21 protein-coding genes are annotated in these 20,633 nt (G+C 29.5%); 13 read left to right on the forward strand and 8 right to left on the reverse strand.

All coding sequences use genetic code 4. The annotated features are described in order from the left end of the window. The first annotated feature begins 32 nt into the window (after positions 1 to 32). The 8 genes from tsaE (at position 33) to N1F73_RS00750 (ending at position 6,516) form a co-directional block, all read left to right on the forward strand. Positions 33 to 428, forward strand: coding sequence for a tRNA (adenosine(37)-N6)-threonylcarbamoyltransferase complex ATPase subunit type 1 TsaE (gene tsaE, locus N1F73_RS00715; protein ID WP_259290256.1), 396 nt, complete (start codon positions 33 to 35; stop codon positions 426 to 428). Then, positions 428 to 982 carry a tRNA threonylcarbamoyladenosine biosynthesis protein TsaB gene (locus N1F73_RS00720; protein WP_260359440.1) on the forward strand — a complete coding sequence of 185 codons (555 nt, stop codon included), beginning with the start codon at positions 428 to 430 and terminating at the stop codon, positions 980 to 982. Before tsaE ends, N1F73_RS00720 begins: the two co-directional genes overlap by 1 nt. Further along, on the forward strand, positions 982 to 1,923 hold the full coding sequence (gene tsaD, locus N1F73_RS00725; protein WP_259290258.1) for a tRNA (adenosine(37)-N6)-threonylcarbamoyltransferase complex transferase subunit TsaD: 942 nt from the start codon (positions 982 to 984) through the stop codon (positions 1,921 to 1,923). The genes N1F73_RS00720 and tsaD overlap by 1 nt, the downstream gene beginning before the upstream one ends. 89 nt (positions 1,924 to 2,012) lie before the next feature. Continuing rightward, positions 2,013 to 2,255 carry a YdbC family protein gene (locus tag N1F73_RS00730; RefSeq protein WP_259290259.1) on the forward strand — a complete coding sequence of 81 codons (243 nt, stop codon included), beginning with the start codon at positions 2,013 to 2,015 and terminating at the stop codon, positions 2,253 to 2,255. A gap of 68 nt (positions 2,256 to 2,323) precedes the next feature. After that, a complete protein-coding gene (locus N1F73_RS00735; RefSeq protein ID WP_260359452.1) occupies positions 2,324 to 3,121 on the forward strand; it encodes a GNAT family N-acetyltransferase in 798 nt (265 codons plus the stop codon). An 8-nt stretch (positions 3,122 to 3,129) separates the two neighbouring features. Then, positions 3,130 to 4,494: a signal recognition particle protein gene (gene ffh / locus N1F73_RS00740; RefSeq protein ID WP_260359456.1), complete on the forward strand. Its 1,365-nt coding sequence runs from the start codon at positions 3,130 to 3,132 to the stop codon at positions 4,492 to 4,494. After that, a complete protein-coding gene (locus N1F73_RS00745; protein ID WP_260359458.1) occupies positions 4,484 to 5,389 on the forward strand; it encodes a YwaF family protein in 906 nt (301 codons plus the stop codon). The genes ffh and N1F73_RS00745 overlap by 11 nt, the downstream gene beginning before the upstream one ends. Before the next feature lie 59 nt (positions 5,390 to 5,448). After that, positions 5,449 to 6,516, forward strand: a complete 1,068-nt coding sequence (locus N1F73_RS00750) for a hypothetical protein (protein WP_260359460.1) — start codon at positions 5,449 to 5,451, stop codon at positions 6,514 to 6,516. Positions 6,517 to 6,528: 12 nt separating this feature from the next. Here N1F73_RS00750 and N1F73_RS00755 read toward each other — a convergent pair whose 3' ends face one another. Then, positions 6,529 to 6,813 carry a hypothetical protein gene (locus tag N1F73_RS00755; protein WP_259290264.1) on the reverse strand — a complete coding sequence of 95 codons (285 nt, stop codon included), beginning with the start codon at positions 6,811 to 6,813 and terminating at the stop codon, positions 6,529 to 6,531. Between the two features lie 157 nt (positions 6,814 to 6,970). On the opposite strand from N1F73_RS00755, the gene N1F73_RS00760 reads away from it, so the two are divergent. Together N1F73_RS00760 and N1F73_RS00765 are read left to right on the forward strand one after the other, a co-directional pair. Then, the gene (locus tag N1F73_RS00760; RefSeq protein WP_260359462.1) at positions 6,971 to 8,620 is read left to right on the forward strand and encodes a ribonuclease J; all 1,650 of its coding nucleotides are present in this window, start codon (positions 6,971 to 6,973) and stop codon (positions 8,618 to 8,620) included. A gap of 64 nt (positions 8,621 to 8,684) precedes the next feature. Next, on the forward strand, positions 8,685 to 9,014 hold the full coding sequence (locus N1F73_RS00765; protein WP_259290266.1) for a hypothetical protein: 330 nt from the start codon (positions 8,685 to 8,687) through the stop codon (positions 9,012 to 9,014). 54 nt (positions 9,015 to 9,068) lie between these two features. On the opposite strand, the gene N1F73_RS00770 is transcribed toward N1F73_RS00765, so the two are convergent. Continuing rightward, the gene (locus N1F73_RS00770) at positions 9,069 to 9,656 is read right to left on the reverse strand and encodes a DUF402 domain-containing protein (protein WP_259290267.1); all 588 of its coding nucleotides are present in this window, start codon (positions 9,654 to 9,656) and stop codon (positions 9,069 to 9,071) included. A 251-nt stretch (positions 9,657 to 9,907) separates the two neighbouring features. Between N1F73_RS00770 and ftsY the strand changes: the two genes are divergently transcribed. From ftsY to rpmG, 3 genes are all read left to right on the forward strand, one after another. Then, a complete protein-coding gene (gene ftsY / locus N1F73_RS00775; protein ID WP_260359468.1) occupies positions 9,908 to 10,969 on the forward strand; it encodes a signal recognition particle-docking protein FtsY in 1,062 nt (353 codons plus the stop codon). Continuing rightward, positions 10,950 to 11,180 carry a sigma factor-like helix-turn-helix DNA-binding protein gene (locus N1F73_RS00780; protein WP_259290269.1) on the forward strand — a complete coding sequence of 77 codons (231 nt, stop codon included), beginning with the start codon at positions 10,950 to 10,952 and terminating at the stop codon, positions 11,178 to 11,180. The genes ftsY and N1F73_RS00780 overlap by 20 nt, the downstream gene beginning before the upstream one ends. A gap of 202 nt (positions 11,181 to 11,382) precedes the next feature. Continuing rightward, on the forward strand, positions 11,383 to 11,535 hold the full coding sequence (gene rpmG, locus N1F73_RS00785; RefSeq protein WP_259290270.1) for a 50S ribosomal protein L33: 153 nt from the start codon (positions 11,383 to 11,385) through the stop codon (positions 11,533 to 11,535). A gap of 71 nt (positions 11,536 to 11,606) precedes the next feature. On the opposite strand, the gene N1F73_RS00790 is transcribed toward rpmG, so the two are convergent. The 6 genes from N1F73_RS00790 to N1F73_RS00815 form a co-directional block, all read right to left on the reverse strand. Beyond that, positions 11,607 to 12,272: a chromate transporter gene (locus N1F73_RS00790; protein ID WP_259290271.1), complete on the reverse strand. Its 666-nt coding sequence runs from the start codon at positions 12,270 to 12,272 to the stop codon at positions 11,607 to 11,609. After that, the gene (locus N1F73_RS00795) at positions 12,272 to 12,886 is read right to left on the reverse strand and encodes a chromate transporter (protein ID WP_259290272.1); all 615 of its coding nucleotides are present in this window, start codon (positions 12,884 to 12,886) and stop codon (positions 12,272 to 12,274) included. The genes N1F73_RS00790 and N1F73_RS00795 overlap by 1 nt, the downstream gene beginning before the upstream one ends. An 8-nt stretch (positions 12,887 to 12,894) precedes the next feature. Next, a complete protein-coding gene (locus tag N1F73_RS00800; protein ID WP_260359470.1) occupies positions 12,895 to 17,268 on the reverse strand; it encodes a PolC-type DNA polymerase III in 4,374 nt (1,457 codons plus the stop codon). A gap of 70 nt (positions 17,269 to 17,338) precedes the next feature. Further along, positions 17,339 to 17,722 carry an MG284/MPN403 family protein gene (locus N1F73_RS00805; RefSeq protein WP_259290274.1) on the reverse strand — a complete coding sequence of 128 codons (384 nt, stop codon included), beginning with the start codon at positions 17,720 to 17,722 and terminating at the stop codon, positions 17,339 to 17,341. 47 nt (positions 17,723 to 17,769) lie between these two features. Next, complete coding sequence (gene proS, locus N1F73_RS00810; protein WP_396888671.1) at positions 17,770 to 19,203, reverse strand: proline--tRNA ligase; 1,434 nt, start codon at positions 19,201 to 19,203, stop codon at positions 17,770 to 17,772. 80 nt (positions 19,204 to 19,283) lie between these two features. Further along, the gene (locus N1F73_RS00815; RefSeq protein ID WP_260359473.1) at positions 19,284 to 20,633 is read right to left on the reverse strand and encodes an aldehyde dehydrogenase family protein; all 1,350 of its coding nucleotides are present in this window, start codon (positions 20,631 to 20,633) and stop codon (positions 19,284 to 19,286) included.

Consider the following 20,633-nt stretch of genomic DNA (forward strand, 5'->3'; position numbering starts at 1 on the left):
AAATTATAAAATTAATACAAAACGAGGTAAAAATGAAAAAAACATTCACAGTACCACATGGTTTTTCAATTAATCATGTTGCTGAATTTATTCTAAACAATTTAACAAAATCAAAAATAATTATGCTTAACGGTGATCTGGGAGCTGGCAAAACCGCTTTGGTAAAAGAATTGGCGAAATTAATTGGAATTGAAGACAAAATAACATCGCCAACATTCAATTACATGAAAGATTATCCGGGTTTAATCCATATTGATGCATATCATTTAAACGATGATTTGAGCGAATTTGAAGACTATTACCAAGATAATTTAATCGCAATTGAATGGTCAGACAATATAACTCATTCATATAAAAACTATCTGGATGTAAGAATTAGTTTAGACAAGGAAAATAATCATATTTTTGTCATAAGTGAGGTGAAATAATGAAAATGTTTATTGACACAACTGGCGATAGTTTTGTTCTTGGGCTCTTTGACGACAATAATTATTGTATTGATTCTATACTAATCGAAAATGTTCCTAAAAAAGTTGATCTATTGACTAGTAGTACTGAAAAAATACTGAAAAATAACAATATTGATATTAATCAAATTAGCGATTTTTACCTTAACCTTGGTCCAGGATATTTTACAGGAGTAAGAATTTCATTAGTTTATGTTAGAACAATTGCTTTAATTACTGGTGGCAACATACACACAACAAGCTCAATGCAATTATTGCAAAAACAATTGCCTACAAAACCTGAATTTATAATTAATGCCTCTGGTTCAAAAGTCTATTTATATAAAAATATAAATAAAACATTTGACCCTAAAAATATTGAAATTTTAGACAACGATGAATTGAATTTTGATGTTATTAATTACACTGATATTATCAATAATTTCAATAAATATATTGAATTATTTACCGAAAATGATAATTTAATTGATATTGAACCTTACTACATCAAAAAACCACAAATTGGAGGCAAATAATGCGTATTCTAGGTATTGAAACAAGTCATGATGATACTTCTATAGCGCTTTTAGAAAATGGCAAAGTTTTAGAAATGAAAACGATTAGCCAAATAGATATTTTTAAAGAATTTGGCGGTACTATTCCAGAGATAAGTTCGAGAATGCATGTTAAAAACATAAACATAATTCAATCATTTTTTCAAAAAAAATATGATTTGCAGTCTATCGACTACATCGCCTATACACAAAAACCAGGCTTAATTGGCACATTGCAAATTGGGTATTTATTCGCAAGTGCATTGGCTTTATCATTAAGCAAAAAATTAATTCCAATCAATCATTTAGAAGGACATTTTTACTCAAACGCTATTGAACAAAACATAGAATATCCTGCACTATGTTTATTAGTTTCGGGCGGACACACACAATTAATGTATGTTAAAAATCCTTTTGATATACAAGTGATTGGCGAAACATTAGATGACGCTGTTGGAGAAGCTTTTGATAAAGTTAGTTCAAAATTAGGTTTGGGTTTTCCAGGAGGACCTATAATTGATAAAATTTACCAGTCATATCGTGGAGAATATATTAAATTTACAAAACCGCATACAGCAAATAAATATGATTTTAGTTTTAGTGGACTAAAATCTCAAATTTTAAACTACTATAATACACATACAATGCGTGGCGAAACAATTGACAAGGAAAAACTTGCCGCTAGTTTCGAGCATACAGCAATTGAATATCTAATTTCGAAAACCAAAATTGCTTTAGATAATTTTGAAGTAAACTCGTTAGTTTTAGCCGGTGGTGTGAGTGCGAACACAAAATTAAGAAGTGAATTTCTAAAATTAAGCGAAAAGGCAATTGTACCAAATTTAAAATATGCTACTGATAATGGAGCAATGATTGCAATGTGTGCGTATGAACAAATTAAATTTAAAAAGAATAATTCATAACAGTATCAATATTAAATTCTTTATTAATTTTAATATTAATTTATAATTAAAATATTATTAATAACTAAACTAAATTTAAGGAGAGAATAATGGCATTTAAGAAATCACAAATAACCAACAATATTGTTCGTAAAATCGGTAAAATAGGTGGCTTAACAAGTAGTGGCTATACAAAAGAATTAAATCTTGTTTCTTGAAATAACGGAGAACCAAAATACGATATTCGTGATTGAAGCGAAGACTACGCACGTTCAAGCAAGGGTATTACACTATCAGTAGAAGAATTAAAAACTCTAAAAGCTATTCTAGACGAAGAAGTTAAAAATCTTTAATTTTATATTGCTATAATCAAAAATTTAACCTTTACCAAGGTTCTTTTTGTTTTAATTGAGTAACATTTATGATAATAAAAGCACAGAAAAAAGATATCAAAGAAATTAAAGATTTTTTAAATATTGATTCTGACAAAAATTTCTTTTTTATTGGCGATATTGACGCCTATGGAATTGAGTCAAAAGTACACAAAACACTGATAAAAGTTGAACAAAATAAGATTATTGCTGTTTTGTTAATCTTCAATCAAACATTGTTATTTTTTGACCCATATTCAAAATTACAATGAGAAGAAATCAATGAAATTATTGTTGAAAATAATTTGAAAAACATCAATATTTCAGACACAATGTTTGACAAAATAGCTTTTAATTTAACAAACAAAAACAAATATACAATTCACAAACAAATGATAGCGAAACTAGAACACAAAACAAACATAGACACATCCGGAGTAATTAAGGCCGAGTTTGTTGATGTCCCTCAAATTGTAGAATCTCGAATGAAAATTAAAGAATTCGGCGATTTCACTAACAATCATCAACAAGAATTGGAATTATACATAGAGTCGTTTAAGGCAGGTATTTCAAACCCTTTTATTATCAAAGATAATAATATGGTTGTGAGTTGTGCTTTAATTTCTATCAATGCAGACAATAAAAGTTTTATCGGTGGAGTCTATACACTAAACGAATATCGGAATCAAGGTTTAGGATCAAAAGTGGTTGCAAAACTATCAAATTGAATAATTGATCAAGGTAAAATTCCTATGCTTTTTTATCATAATCCAAGTGCTGGCAAAATATATCGTTCATTAGGCTTTAAAGAAATTGGCAGTTTATACACAGTTGTAATAAATAATTAAGGAGTACAATGTTTAATTTTTTAGAAAATAGAATTCAAAAATCAATTCAGAAAATGAATAAAAAAACAATAGTTAACGAAGAGGATATTTTAGAAGTAACTAGAGACATTAAAATGGCTTTACTAGAGGCCGACGTTAACTTAAAAGTTGTTAAAGAATTTATCAAGAACGTTAAAGAAAAAGCATTGGAATCGAGATTAGTCGGTTCATTGAATGCTTCACAACAAATGATTAAAATTGTTCATGCCGAATTGCAAGAAATTTTAGGTGGTGACGTCAAAGAAATTAAAATCGACAAAAAACCTTTCATTATCATGATGACGGGTTTGCAAGGTTCTGGTAAAACAACAGCAGCTGCTAAAATTGCTTATTTTTTAAGAAAGAAAAATTATATTAATAAACCTTTGTTAGTTGCTGCTGATATTTATAGACCTGCTGCCGTGCAACAATTAGTAACTTTAGCAAAAAGTATTCAAGTTGATTATTTTGAAAAAGGAACTCAAATTAGTGCACAAGATATTGTTTCACAAGCTATTGAGCACGCTGATAAAAATAAAAATGACTTAATAATCATCGATACCGCCGGTCGTCTTTCAATCGATGAGGAATTAATGAATGAGCTTGTTGATTTAAAGGCTATTGCAAAACCTAGCGAAATTTTCTTTGTTGCTGATGCCTTGAGTGGTCAAGACATTATTAATGTTGCTACCACATTCGACGAAAAATTAAAATTGAGCGGATGCATTATTACCAAATTAGACTCTGATGCCCGTGGTGGTGCGGCCTTGAGTTTAACAAAAGTGTTGAACTTACCAATAAGATTTATTGGTACAGGTGAAAAAATTTCAAATTTAGACTTATTCTATCCAGATAGAATGGCAGATCGTATTTTAGGAATGGGTGATGTCTTAAGTTTAATTGAAAAAGCAGAAGAAGTTTATGATCCAAAAGATGCCAATAATATGGTGGCGAAATTACTAAAAGGCAATTTCACACTTGATGATTTAATGAATAACCTAGCACAGATGAAAAAACTAGGTAAAATGAAATCAATTTTAAAAATGATACCTGGTTTGGCAAACAAAATCAGTGAAGAAAAAATTGAAGAAGCAGAGGTTAAAATGCGCTCGTATGAAATCCTTATTTCTTCAATGACTAAAAAAGAACGTCAAAATCCAAAGTTACTGAAACAAGCTTCACGCAAAGCCAGAATTATTTCAGGTAGCGGTAGAAGTGCCTTTGAATATAACCGTTTAATTAATGATTTCGAATCTATGTCAAAAAATATGGGCGAAATGGCTAAAAAAATTAAAAGCGGAAATCTATCAGATTTATCAAAACTAGGCTTTGGTGGAGGCTTTGGTGGCTTTTAAAATACCTGAATTCTTTCGCTGACAAGGTGATAATAAATCATTTTACTTCGAAGGAATATCGTTAATCATATTCAACGTACTCTTTGCCTTAACTGTTTTATCAATGATATTGCTATGGTTATTTAAAAAGCCAATATCACGTTGATTTAACAATAAAAATAAACATTTGATTATTTTATCAAAAGTTCAATTATTCAGATTAATCGGATCAATAACACTCGTTTTTATGTTTCTGCGTTCTGTATTGCTCATAATTTCCCATTTCCCAACACAATGAGAAGCACTGCCGTTCCATCTATGTAGATTCATGTTATTGTTGAGTGCTTTATGCCTTGTATTTAACAAAGTAGATTATGTTAAATATTTCGGACACGTGGCAATAATTGGTGCTTTAATCGCATTGTCTAAACCTGATCTTAATTTTGAAAACGGAATAGTTCCGTTTCGCACTGGTTTAGACTCATATTATTTTTATGATTACATCCTTATACACTCGTTTTTAATACTATTAACCTCAGCTTTATATATAGTTTCCAATCCAAGATTTAAGGCTAAAGATATTTTATATGCTGTAATTTTCTTCTTTTCTACAACAATCATAATTTTTTCAATAAATTGATTGACCAGTGTTTATGCAAATGATTCGTGAAAAACAAATTATTTCTATTTAGGAAAAGACGAAATAAACTCACAAAAAGATATATTTGGACCATTATCAAAATGGCCTTACAATTTATTTAGCTGATCAATTTTAGGTACAATTGTTGCTACAATTTCAATATCATTTTGATTTTGACAAGATAGCTTTTATTTGGATAAAATCAATAAAAAATGAGTATTTGTTAAACAAAAATCAATACGTTGAATTGAATTTAAAAACTCATTCAAAAGATAGTTAACACATCCTTACTGGATGTTTTTATATTAAAAATAAAAAAATTGAAAAGAGGGAAAATGAATGAAAAATTCAAAATTTATATAGATTTCGAAGCAATTACTTATAACTATCTTGTAAGAGTTATAAGAAACATACCTAGATATCAAGAACTTCCATATATTTTCACTTTAGGGCTATACAAAGACAACCGTTTTATAACTATTACCAATAAAATTGACTTATCTTTAATAACAGATGACAAAAGCCTTAATTTCGCAATAAATATTAATTTAAAAGAATTAATAATTGAGGCAGTACAAAAATTAACAAAAATAAAAGATTTGGAAATTAACGATGATACTGTTGAATTTATTGCGTGAGGTGTCAGCTTGGAAAACAAAATATTAACTCAATTATTTGGCATGAGAGCAACAAATTTACAGGGTAATTACGAATTTTCGCTCGATCACTTTATACCAACTGGTGTTTTTTGCGACAGTGAATTTGACTATATTAATTTCCCTGGATATTCACAGTATTTTTACGAAAATAAAAAATTAAAAATAAAACCTGATTTTGCTAAAGGTGCTTTGGCTTCAATTATTGGTGCTCTTGTTTTAGCCTCATCATCACAAAGCAATATTGTGAATACTAGATTAAAATTTCCCCTACCTGAAAAATTAATTAGCATAGCCTTAAACTCAATTTATGAGTACAATAAACAAGATGTTTTAAAAATGTTTTTCATTTTGCAAAACAGCGAAAAAAGCAATAACATTCACACAAAAATAATCAAATACAATAAAGAGAAAAATAAAATCAATTCAGAAATTAATACTCTCGAAAAAATTATCAAATTATTAAGTAAAACAATAGAAGGTCCTGATATCTTTGATGTAGGAAACATTCGAGATGATTTCAAAACAATTAAATATTTAATCAACACGAATAATATAAAAATCAATGAAAACTCTCAGTTATTTATTGAAAAAATCAATAAGTTAGAATCAATACTTGATTTTGATTTTAGGGGTGTAGAAACAATAATAAATGAGTTAAAAACCATTGCGAATAAGCTAGAAAAAAAATTCAACCACCTAAAGCATTATGTAATACCTGGGTTGGCTGATAATGAATATAAATAGGACGTTTAGTCCTTATTTTTTATCGAATATTAAAATAGGAAATAAAGCTAGCAAGCTAATTAATAAAATAATGAAAATAGAGATGGCAACAGCAGCAAAAATACGTTTTAAACGCGCTTTACCCACTTGTTGTGAGTATTGATCAGTAATTTTTTTTGCTTTTTGCAACACGTTGTGGCGGCTAAAATCATCCATTTTAGAAATTTCTTCATTGTTGATGTTATTTTTGACATTTAACTCAAGTGTTGTAGACATTAAATTTGTGTCTTCCTGTGTATCTATTTTTTTATCATTCATACATTTATTGTATTACAAGCATTTTATAATCAAAATAAATTAAACGTACAAATCAACAAAATATTTTAAAAATATAATTAATATATTAAAATAAAAATAATTATTTAATTTAAAATTAATTTTCTATTAATAATTCATTAAAAATTATGGAGGTGATATGAACAATGTCAATATATTCGCTTTAGGTGGATTAGATGAAAATGGTAAAAATTGTTATATTTTTGAGTACAACAATAAAATATACGTAATCAATGCGGGTACAAAAGTTCCAATCAATTCAAAAAATGGGGTCGACACCTTAATCCCTAATTTTTCATATTTAGAAAAAAACAAAGATAGAATTGCCGGTGTATTTATAAGCGATGTTAAAAACGAAACATTTTCCGCCTTGCCTTGACTTTTAATGCATATTCCTGATTTGAATATCTACACTTCTTCATTCAATAAGATCATGATCACTGAGCGACTTTCAAAATACAAAATAATGAACAAAAACTTCAAAATTCACACTATTTCGAAAATGACAAAATTTAATGACATTTTTGTTCAACCTATCGAGCTGGCAGGTTCAATGCCTGGCCACATCGGTTTTGATTTTATTACTCCAAGTGGTGACTATTTATTCATGTTTAACTTTGTTGAAGGCGATCTTGGAATTTACGGAAAATTGAATTTTGATACATTGCAAAACGCTTTCAAAAAAAGACAGTTAGTTGCTTTAGTTGTTGATTCAGGTAGAGCAAATTACTCTGGTAAAGCTGTTGAGAAAATAAATTTACCTGATTCGCTTCGTGATGTGTTTATGGCTGCAAATCCTAACGAAAGAATAATTATTGGAGCATACGATGAGGAAATGGTAGCTATTCACCAAATTCTTGACATGGCTTATGAGACAAAAAGACCAATCGTTACTTACGGAAAAACATATTGACAGTTATTCAACTTAATGAAAAAAGAGCATCCAGAATTGCCTTTACCTGAATTAATTGATTATAAATCAGTCAATAAAGTTGATAATGCAGTTGTATTAGTTACTGGTGCTATTGAACGTCTATACTCAAGATTCTTAAGAATAACTGATAATAATGATGTTTTCTTGAGTCTTAAACACACTGATAATGTTATTATGATTGCTCCTCCTGTTGCCGGATTGGAAAGTATTGCCGCAGTCGCTTTAGATGATATTGCACGTATTACACCTAAAATTTCTGATGTTACAGGAAAAGAATTTTACAGACATCGTCCTGCTCGTCAAGATTTAGTAGATTTAGCTAAAAAATTAAAACCAAAATATGTAATACCTGTTCAAGGTTTATATCGTTATTTATCTGAAGCTGCAAAGTCAATTAGCACTGAGGCAAAAATAAAACCACAAAATTGTTTATTATTGCAAAATGGAAAAGTTGCTCATTTTATCGACGGTAAACTTTCAAGCACTAAAGGTAAAATAAAAGGCGTAGGTGATGTTATTATCGATGGATTTGGAATTGGCGATATCAGTACTGAAGTTATAGCTGAACGTGAGATTTTAGGTCGTGACGGGGCTATAATTATCACTTCAACATTCAATCCAACAACCAAAAAATTAACTGGTAAATTACAAATAAATATGATTGGTTCAATATCAAAAGACGATAAAAAAGACGCAGAACAATTGATAATTTTAACACTAGCAAACCTAATTGATACTGAAGAATTCGATGGCTTAAAAGATTTCCAAAATCGTTCAAGACACGTCATAAGAAAAAAAATATTTAAAACATTCAATAAAGAGCCAATGATTATTGTTTCACTTAACCAAAACTAATTATTAGTATATAATTACTATAGACATTTATTTAACTTAATCTTATAAAAGTTATAGGAGATTTATGAAGACACTAAAGATATCAACAGTAATTTCATGACTTATTACTGTTGGACTTGTTATAGGTATCATCGTGGTTATTAACTACTATCAAAATTTATACGCAGGTGTAAATGAAAGTGGTGAAGCACAAAAAGAAGCATATAAAATGTTGAGTGCAGGTTCAAACTATTTTGGTTACACATTACTATCCCTAATAGTTGTGTTTACAATAATTAGTTCAGTACTATCAAACATTTGATACAAAAACAAAGACAGAAAACTTTCTCACGATATTAACCGTGATGTGACTGAAGTTTCAAAATTATTTGACTTCTCAAAATCAAAATTTTAATCAAAAAAATACTCAATTAATTTGAGTATTTTTTAATTTAAATTTCAACAGAAATTAATTTTTGAGAGAGTTTCTAAATTTTTTGGGTAAACAATTGTCTTTTTTAATGATATCAACATAATAATGAATCAACTTGGGGTTAAAAAAATATTTTTTCTCATTTTTCTTTTCAATTGCTTGCTCTAAACCAGCATAAATTAATTTTTTTAAGCTATCAGGATAGTTAAAATCAATTGCGTTTTGTTTGAATTCTTCTCTATCAACCACAAGCAATTCTCTACGAGGATAACACTTAATATCTAAGTCAAAATCAATAAATTTGATTGTGTTGTCTTCGTAAATTGGTTTTGAAGCGAGATTCACATAAATATAGTTGCTATTTTTTTCTAGCATAACAAGAGCGTTATAATTCTCTTTTTTGGGTAAGAACCAAATTACAGGAACATTGTAAACTCATGAATTTTTGTATTTTTCACCGACTTTAGTTCGATAAAGAAATAGGACAAAATGATCTTCTGTATTTCGAATCACTTTAGCACCATTTCATTGTCGATATAAAGTACCATCATATTTGTATGCCTGCACATTAACGATTGCCCCTAAAAGTGGAAAAACTATCTCCCTTTTTTTTATTATAGGCATAATACTCCTCAATTATTAGTGCAGCAATTCTGCTCATTATTGAACGTTAGCAAAAAGCTATCTTCAATATTCAAATTATAAATTAATTTGCTTATATGTGGCCAAAATTATGCTTGATATTAGCAAAAAATATAAAAACGTATCCAAAAATAAGCAAAAAAGTTAATACTTTTATTGAAAAAAGTATTTATTTCAATAAAAAAATATAATTATCCATAGATTTTGCTTTTTTACATTAAAATTTAAATACTATGGGATTTTTTAAATTTTTAAAAGAAAAAATTTTCGGTCGTAAAAAAGATAAAGTTGCCGAAAAAGAACAACAAATTGAACAACAAGAACAACAGCAATTACTTGAATCCAAAAAACTAGAAAAATATTCAACTGGTTTAGCTAGTGCTTCGAGTCTCGGACGTAAAATATTTAATTTACAAAATAAATACAAAAAAATTAATGAAGAGTTTTTTGACGAATTAGAAGAAATATTGATTATGTCAGACATTAGTGCTCAACTTGTTTATGCAATTATAACTCACCTAAAAAATGAGGTTAGGGTTCGTAATTTAACAGATTCAAAAGAAATTGGTGAATTAACTGCCGATCAAATGTTTGTTATTTACACAAACAAAAGTATTATTGACACAACACTAAATTACGAGGATGATAGATTAAATATTTTTGTCTTTGTTGGGGTTAACGGCTCAGGTAAAACAACATCAGTGGCTAAAATTGCTCATAAATACATAAAAATGGGTAAAAAAGTATTGATAGCTGCTGCTGATACATTTAGAGCAGGGGCTGTTAGTCAACTAGAGGTATGAGCTGGTAGAGTTGGTGCCGATATAGTGAAACCGGCCAAAGAAGGAGCTGATCCAGCATCTGTTGTTTTTGATGCATTAAAAAAAGCCAAAGAAGAAAATTATGATTTATTATTGATCGACACAGCCGGTAGATTACAAAATAAAATCAATTTAATGCGTGAACTTGAAAAGATATACACAATTATTGCAAAATTCCAAGAGAACGCTCCTCATGAATGTTTGCTAGTTTTAGATGCTACAACAGGACAAAACGGCGTGAGTCAAGCACGTCACTTCAAAGAAGTGACAAACCCAACTGGCATTATTTTGACAAAAATGGATGGTACTAGCAAGGGTGGTATTGTTCTTTCAATTAAAGATGAGTTTGATTTAAATGTTAAATTTATAGGTTTAGGTGAAGGTTTAGATGATTTAGAAGAATTCGACCTAGATAAATTCATTTACACGATGACTAAAGAATTAGTGGAGGCAAGTGAAATTGAAAATAAATAACATTGAAGAAAGAGAACATTATATTGGTTTATACGAAAAGTACCAAAACCTGTTAACTCAAACACAAAAACAAGCATTTAGATTGTATTTTTACGAAAATTTAAGTTATCAAGAGATTGCAGATATTACAGCAACTACACGCACAGCTGCTTATGATAGTGTCAAAAAAGCACTTAAAAAATTAACAAAAATTGGCGAAAGTGTTGCTTAAATTAAATTAATTATTGAAAATAATGGGTGTTTTTATAGAAATTTTGAATTTTTAAACATAAAAACGCATATTTAATAAAAAAATACTTATTAAAATCTCTTTTATATATATAATTAAAAAAGATTTTATACTATGATATAGTAATTAGACGTAAGTCTATTTCAAACACATATAAGTGTGCAATAAATTTATAGGAGAAAAAATGGCAAGAGAAGGATTTATTTTTCAATGTACTGTATGTAAAATGGAAAATTACATCAGCAAAAAAAACAAAAAAAATCACCCTGAAAAAGTGGAATTAAATAAATTTTGTGGCAAATGTGGTAAACATTCATTACACAAAGAGAAAAAATAATAATTAATTCAGTGTTAACTGAATTTTTTTATTAATTTTGCATAAAAAAACAGTCTTTTATGACTGTTAAATTATCTAAATCATGGTTGATATAAGATGAAACATAGAGCAACATTCCCTAAAATTAAGGAGAACATTGGGGCTTTTTTTGTGTATAAATACAGAGAGACTACAATACCTAATGGTATGTAGATATACGAAACAATTTGTCTTCATCCTTTAAATAAAAATTTATAAACACCACTATTGTAATTTAAAGCTGCGTAATTTTTAACTGATTTGTTGAAAACTACTTGTGGTGCTATCAGACCAATAAATAATTGAATTGCTAAGGCAACAATGATTGCCGTAACAACAGGGTTCATAACTTTCAGTAATTGTTTAAAGTATGTTGATTTATCAAATTTATCTGAATATTTAAGTGCAAGTTTCATCATTAAAATGGCAGGAACTGTAAAAGCTAGAAATGTTAAAAACATCGCAACTATTCCAACTCAAATATTGTCTGTTACTAAGTAACCAGTTATTGCTGCAAATTTAGGACTTAAAATCCCTGGTGTTGAGTTTGAAATAGCAAATATATTACTCATTTGTTCTGACGTTATATTGACATTGAATCAACTGCTAAGTGAGTTTCACAATCATGTAAAAATTGGCATAAATATTTGACCGCCACCAAAAACTGATAGTGAAATCAAAGCGATCAAAGGAATTGAAACTAATAATGGAATAAACATTATTTAGCACCATCCTTTCCTTTTTTCTTGTTAGTAATATTTTTGCGTTTTTTTATAAAAAATACAGTAGTGAATATTGCAATTATCAATACCATTATTGCCACTGGCACATTTCATGGTGTTGGGATAAATAGTGAAAATGCAAATGTTGAAATGAATAAAATCAATCATAAACTTATACGTGATTCTTTTATTCCTTTGCGAAAGTAATTTCATGCAAAACCGATTAAACTACCAACTATCGCAACTAAAACACCGGTTTGAATAATCATTAAATAACGCTTATCTAATTTATTAACTAAAAATATTAAACAAACGGCTAAAACAACATGAGGAATTGAGGCTAAAACAACCACAATAGTTCCTTTTCAAAAGCCAAGCGCTTTAATAGCAACATAAGACAAAGCCTGAATTGCCATAGGTCCTGGCAACATGTTTGTTATTACAACATTTTTATCAAACTCTTCATTATCCAATCATTCATATTTGTCAACTACATATCTTTTAATTACCGGCATGAGTGCATTACCACCACCAAAGCCGATAAAAGTAACCATGAGAATTAATACGAACACATTCCAAAATGTCGGTTTTTTCTTTTTATTTTTTATCATTTTTACCTCTAAAATAATCTTATTTGATCAGTGTCATCTAAAGTTCCAAAAACACCTAACTCTTTCATTTTTTCTGTTAATGTTTTATTCACTTTTGCTCGATTTGTAAAATCTTGAACTGATGTATATGGTTTTTCATTACGAGCCGTAATAATTGAATCAGCGACAGCTTTACCAAGACCATCTAATGCACTAAACGGTGGGATTAAGCAATTATTTTCTTCATCTATCAATCATTCTTGTGATAGTGATTTTTCAATGTCAATATTGGAAATATATAATCCTCTGGCATATAATTCTCTCGTTATTTCAAGAATAGGCATAATAATTTTTTCTTTATTTTCTAATTCATTTTTATTTTTTGCTTCCAAAGCAGTTAATTTATTGTGGGCCTTTTTACCGTGTTTAACATCTATCATTCCCTCAATATCTAACGCATTAGCATGCGTTGCGTAATATGCCGCATAAAACGCTAGTGGTTTATTGATTTTAAACCACGCTATTCATCATGCCATCAACACATACGCAACAGCGTGTGCTTTAGGGAACATGTACTTAATCTTTTTCATACTTTCTATTTGTCACGTTGGCACTTTGTACTCAATCAATTTATTTTCTTCTTCTTCGGTTAAACCTTTACCTTTACGTACTTTTTCCATAATATTGAAAGCATACCGGTTAGGAACACCTTCTTTCCTTAAAGTTGCTAATATATCATCACGACATGAAAAAATATCTGGTAAAGTAAAGCCCTGCGACATAATTAAATCTTGGTTATTGCCCAATCACACGCTTTCACCGTGACTTAGACCCGAAATAGAAACAAGATCAGCAAACGACTTCGGCTGAGCCTGTGCCAACATTTGCCGTACGAATTTGGTACCAAATTCTGGCAGTCCAATTGCTCCAGTTTCTTCATAACCTATATCACTAGGCTCAATGCCTAATGGTTTGGTTGATGTGAAAACTTCAATTAATTTTTCATCTTTTTTCGGCAGTGATGAAATCTTAATTCCTGTGTATTTTTCTAACATTTTAATAATAGTAGGATTATCGTGTCCAAGTAGATCTAATTTTAAAACGTTATCGTGGATTGCCTTATATTCAAAGTGCGTTGTCAATCAAGTTGAATCTGTATCATCGGCTGGATAATTGACTGGAGTAAAATCAAAAACATCATACTCAGTCGGAATAATTATTATACCACCTGGATGCTGCCCAGTTGTTCTTTTAACACCTTCGATTTTTTGTGCTAAAAAGGAAGCAAACGAATCAGAATATTTTTTTTCAGTTTCTTCAAGAAAACTCTTTACATAGCCATAACCGGTTTTAAAAGCAATTGTTGAAATAGTACCAGCTCTTAATGTGTGCGTTTCACCAAATAATCTTTTTGTTTCATTGTGAACTTCACCTTGAAATTCACCCGAAAAGTTTAAGTCAATATCTGGAACCTTATCAGCTTCGAAACCTAAAAATGTTTCGAAAGCAATCGAATGCCCGTCTTTGTTCATATTCACATTGCATTTAGGACATAATCTATCCGGTAAATCATAGCAAGAAGTAATTGAGTCAATATTGGCTAATTCAAAATGTTTACACTGGTCACAAACATAATGCGGATCTAGTGGGTTAACTTCCGAAATATCACTTAAAGTCGCCACTAGCGAAGAACCAACCGACCCACGACTACCAACAACGTAGCCTTCATCAAGCGATTTTTTTACCAATCTGTGTGAAATTCAGTATATAACGTCAAAACCATATTTGATGATTGGTGTCAATTCAGCTTCAATTCTCTCTTTAATTAAAGATGGTAAATTTTCGCCGTATTTTTTATGAGCATTCTCATAAACAAGATTACGCAATTTCGTTTTAGAATCATCAAAATTCGGCGTGTATAGTTTGTCTTTAATTACTTGTACATCTTCAATCATATTTGCAATTTTTTGAGTATTTTTGACGACTACTTCATTGATTAAGTCTTGATCATCTAAAAACGAAAACTGCTCTATCATTTCATCAGTTGTTAAAAAATGTTGATTAGGAATAGTCAATGTTTTATCTCTTGCTCTTGAATAATTGTATAGATAGTGTCTTGAGCCGCCAATTCCTTTGGCATAAACTAGAATTTCAAATGCTTTTTTATCCATTAAATCTAGATATCTAACATCTCCAGTTGCTACAGGAATTTTGCCAAATTCTTTAGCCGTGATAATAATTTCTTTTAAAGAAAAATGAAGTTGTTCTTTTGTAATGAAATCCATATCAATTCAGTGTTGAAAACACTGTGGTGGCGGTATTTCAATATAATCGTAACGCAATATTTCATTCAAAAATTCTTCATTATTTGAGTAAAAATAATCATCAAGCAACTTAGATCTTAAAGTTCCCGAGCCAATCAATAAATCATTATCTTTTTTAATATCTTCAAAGTAGGTTTTTGGTCCGTAACTATAATTTGTTGTTAAACAATCACTTACCATTTTGAATTGCTTTTTCAATCCTTGTTGATTCTTAACTAAAGTACTGATTGTATAAGGAAAACGATCCCTAAATTTTTGTTCAGGTTCATAATTGTATAAATCTTCAAAAGTGAAAACACCATTAACACCCATTCTGTGCATCATTTCGACTCAAACATCTGCCAAAACTTTAGCATCATAGTCTGCACGGTGGGCTACGTTAGGGTTATAATCAACACCTAAATTATTCGCTAAATCACCTAATGAGTGTTTTTTACGTTCAGGAAATATCAATCTAGAAACTATCAATGTGTCAATAACAGTAACATTAGGGAATGGCATATTATGGATTCTAAATTGTTCTTTAATAAAATTAAAGTCAAATTTTGCGTTGTGAGCAAGTGCAATTTTGCCGTCTAAATCATTGTAAATTCTTTGCAACGCTTCGCGATAGTCAATAGCTTTCGTGTCAATATCACGCTGTGTAATCCCTGTCAACGATGTAGTAAAAGGCTTGATTTTTTCTTTAGGTTTAATTAAAAATTGCGTTGGTTTAGGGTCAGTTTTTTCAATAGCTATTGAGTATGAACCATACTCAATTAACTCATGAAAACGAGGGCTTAAACCAGTTGTTTCAATATCAAACGAAATAAAAACTTGGTCATTGATTTTACCCTTAGGCACTGAACCTAAAAATATTTTAGGTCTTTTAAAATATGTTGAATAAGAGGCTCCGTATATCGCCTTAACATTGGATTTTTTAGCTGCTTGATAAAAACGTGGATATCCTTGCACCGCATCTAAATCAGAAATAGCGACTGCTGGCATTTCAAATTTTTGAGCTCTTTTGATAATTTCGTCGGGCTCAATTATTCCATCCATCGTATTTAATTTTGAAGAAACATGTAACTCAACACGTTTTTCATTTTTATCAGATTCATCTTTACTAATTGAATAAGAAGGTTGAGTTAGTTCATAATTATCAATATAAATGAATCACTCAGGCTTACCATATGCTTGAATAGCAGTTGTACCCCTAATTGCTATTCATTTGCCTTTAACAAAATCATTACTTATTATTGACTCATCTAACGGTTCATTTCTAAATCATTTGGCACTAATGGCGTCGTTATAATCACATATTGACAGAGAATAGATAAATTTTCCGTTTTTGGTTTCTAATAATTCGTATTCAAAAATTTCCCCGACTATTTCAACATCACTTTTTTCAGGAAAAATGTTTATTTCATTAATTTTAGTTTGCTGGTATTTTTTTTGCGATCAACGTTTGGTAAATTTAGATTTAGAACTGCCCGAAGAGTGTGAATTATTTGTTTTTTTATTGATTTCAATTTGTTTAATCATACGATTGAATTCTTCAATCTCTTCTTTTTTATATTCAACATTAGCCCTAAATTCGTATTCATGGGCGCTAACCGGAACATACTTTATATCGATTTCTAGTAATTTATATCCGTAAAGTTTCAATTGTTCAACAAAATGCATTAATTTTGGTTTTAGATGATTAAATTCATTTTCATCATTAACAATAAATTCAAACTTATTGTTATCTTTATTTAACATTAATTTGTGAAATTTAGATTTTTTCAAATCTGAGTATTTTGGCGATTTATTCAATAAATATTCAATAAAATTAACAATATTTTCTTGTTTATATTGCAAAATATCAAATTGATAATGTGGCATTATACGATAATGTGCATTATTTAATATTGATTTATGAAATTCGAAAAATTCATCAGTTACTATTTCATCATTAAAATTAAACCAAATTTCCAAAACATCACTTGTTTGGTCGTGTACATATCTTTCCACTTCGGTTTTTTGTAAACTTTGTGAAATTTGTAAATTCAATGAATTACACAATTTAATAAATCGTTTGTTATTTGTTGAACTCATAAACGCCTCCGTTGTAAACAATAAATTAACTAAAATACTGTTCTTTTAAAGTAAAAAGCCACATTAGTGGCTAGTTGTCGTAATTTGAAAAATAGTAAAAAATAAATTCATCAACCATTTCTTTACGACGTTTATAAAATGTTGTTTTAGAGCATAACGCTTCTCATCATTTTTTATCTTCGTTAGGAATTAAAAATAATTGTATTATTAACTCCTTATTTAACTTTGAAACACAAGTTAATACTCTTTGCATATTTTCACTAAAATAATTGAATAGTGAATCTTTTTTCTCATCCGATAAACGTGAAGGCCTCTTGATTGCATTGAGAGCGGCAAACTTTTTAGCTTTTGCATGTCCAAGTTCTAACTGAGCAATTTGCGAAACGACATTATAACGTTGCAAATTTGTTAAACCTTCGCTCATATCCAGACCTTGAATAAGTTTTTGAAACATAATTACCTCTCTGTTTCTAAGAAAAAAGTTAGTTAAGTTAAGTTTAACTAATATGCTCTAGCAAAGATAACGAAACGCTTAGTTTCTTTACGACAAATGATGCAAGGCATCGTTTTAAATGGTCTTTCCATTGTCTTAGGAATACAACGTGATGTTGCACCAGTTTCGTTTTTAATTAAGTCCTCAGCCTCGCTTTGACAACAGAATGGGGCAAGAACGAATTTTTGATTATTGATCTCAGTTTTAAATGCTTCGTAATCATCAACACGAGCTGTGTTTTCGTCCAATCTTCTTTTAGCATTGTTATATAAATTATTGTGAATATCTTTCAATAAAGTTTTAACAGTTTTCTTAACTTCATTTATAGGTAAAACTATTTTTTCTAGGGTGTCTCTACGCACGATTGTAACCAAATCATTTTCCAAATCACGTGGACCTACTTCGATTCTTAATGGTGTACCTTGAATCTCAGAATTAGATGCTTTAAATCCAGGATTTTTTTCAGAATTATCTAGTTTTACTCTATAAATTCTACCTAGCTCTTTTAATAATTTCTTAGCAACTTCCCCAACTCTAGGGCTTTTGTTTGCAAAAATTTCAATTATATCGATTTGGGTAGGGGCAATTCTTGGTGGAATAACAATTCCACGATTATCACCATGGGTCATAATAATTGCTCCCAACAAGCGAGTTGAAACACCCCATGATGTTTGATATGCATAATCTTTATTGTTGTTATCGTCTTTAAAAATAATTTCAAATGGTTTAGAAAAATTTTGTGCCAAATAATGACTTGTTCCTGATTGTAATGCTCTACCGTCTTTCATCATTGCTTCAACTGTGTATGTTGAACATGCACCGGCAAATTTTTCTTTCGGTGTTTTTTTACCGACAATGACTGGGATAGCTAAATAATTTTTTAAGAACTTAGCATATAGCGAAATCATTGTTCTTGTAAGTTGTCTAGCTTCCATTGGGTTATTATGACAAGTGTGTCCTTCTTGTCATAAAAATTCTCTACTTCTTAAAAAAGGATTGGTTGTTTTTTCTCATCGAACAACATTGGCTCATTGGTTATAAACAATAGGAAGATCTTTGTATGATTCTATTGAATTTTTAAACAAGTCAGCAAATAAAACTTCAGATGTTGGACGAACAAAAACTTTTTCTTCAAGTTTTGATTCACCCACATGAGTAATAGTTGCTAGCTCGGGATTAAAACCTTCAATATGATCTTTTTCTCTTTGGAAAAGACGCTCAGGAATCAATAAAGGTAAATAAACATTTTTAACGCCCAAACGACTAAATTCTTCATTTAAATATCTTTGGATTAATTCTCAAATTCCGTAAGAATTTGGTTTGAAAACTAATGTGCCTTTTAATGGTCCGTAAGCTATTAAATTACCTTGCTTAACAACATCTGTATATCATTTAGCAAAGTCAGTTTCTTGTGGTGTAATTTTATCTAATTCTTTCATAATTTTCATTATACAATATTTTGCAAACACCGTATAAACATATAAAAAAAAGTGCTTTTTTAGCCTTTTTGCCCTGAAGCACTCTATTTTAATATTTTTTTTATTATTGATAATTTTGATTGAGTATACGGATGTTCACTCAATTTTGTCGAAAAATTTTTCCTTCTGTAAAAACTTACTGGATTTGAAAAATTTAAAAAACCTGCATAGCCGTGTGTTCTACCATTACCCGAGCTTCCGACTCCGCCGAATGGTAAATTTTCCGATACTAATTGAATCATTAAATCATTAATCACTAACGAACCTGTTTTGATGTTTTTAGATATAAAATCCATTTTCTTACTATCTTTTGTAAATAAATAAGTTGATAATGGTTGTGATCTAAGCGATATTTTGTTAACAACTTCATTAAAATAATCGTATTCAATGACCGGCAATAAAGGGCCGAAAATTTCTTGTTGCATTGCTTTGCTATCTCATTTTGAAACAAAAGCTTTAGGATAAATTTTTTGCATATCTTCAAAATGCTCAATATTTACATTATCAGGCAACAAATTTAGTATTCTATGATAATGAAGCGGAGAAATTATTTTTGGAAATTCACGCAAATCGCTCAAATGTGTTTCAACATATTTATTGCAATAATCAACAAATTTATCTGCTTTTCCTTTTTCAATTACAACATAGTCTGGTGCCACACAAGTTTGTCCTGAATTAATTAATTTTGCAGACATAATTTTCGTGGCACAATATTCTAAATCAATATCGTCGGCAATAATTACTGGACATTTACCACCTAATTCCAAAGTAATAGGTGTGTGGAATTTTGCAGCTTGTTGACTAACTAATGTTCCCGCTCTTTCGGAACCTGTAAAGAAAATAAAATCAAAGCGATTTTTTAGCATTTCAATAATACCTTCGATACTTGAATCCATTACATAAACAAAATTTTTATCAAAATGATTATTCAACAATTCATTCAATAATTTTGTTGTATTTTCACTCAATTCCGAAGTCTTAATAATAACTCTATTACCTGCGGCAATCGCAGAAATCAAAGGCATCATAGTTAAGTAAAAAGGATAGTTTCATGGACTAATAATTAAACACAAACCTCTGGCTTGTTGAATTATTTTTGAATGACCAGAAAAAAGCAAAAACGGTGTTTTAACTCTTTTTGGTTTCATTCATTTTTTTAAATTCTTAATAGTCTTTCTTATTTCTCTGATAACTAAACCAATTTCACTAAAATATGATTCATTGGTATGTTTATTCAAATCTAAATAAAGTGACTTACTTATTTGTTCTTCATTCTCTCGTACAATTTTCAATAATTTCTTAAGCAATTCAATTCGTTGTTTGTATGTAACGAAAGGTTCTTCAATACATTTTTGTACTAAAAAGGAATATTTTTTTGACTTAATATCTGTCAT

The sequence above is a fragment of the Mycoplasma sp. HS2188 genome (genome assembly GCF_025209835.1).
Taxonomy (GTDB): domain Bacteria; phylum Bacillota_I; class Bacilli_A; order Mycoplasmatales; family Metamycoplasmataceae; genus Mycoplasmopsis.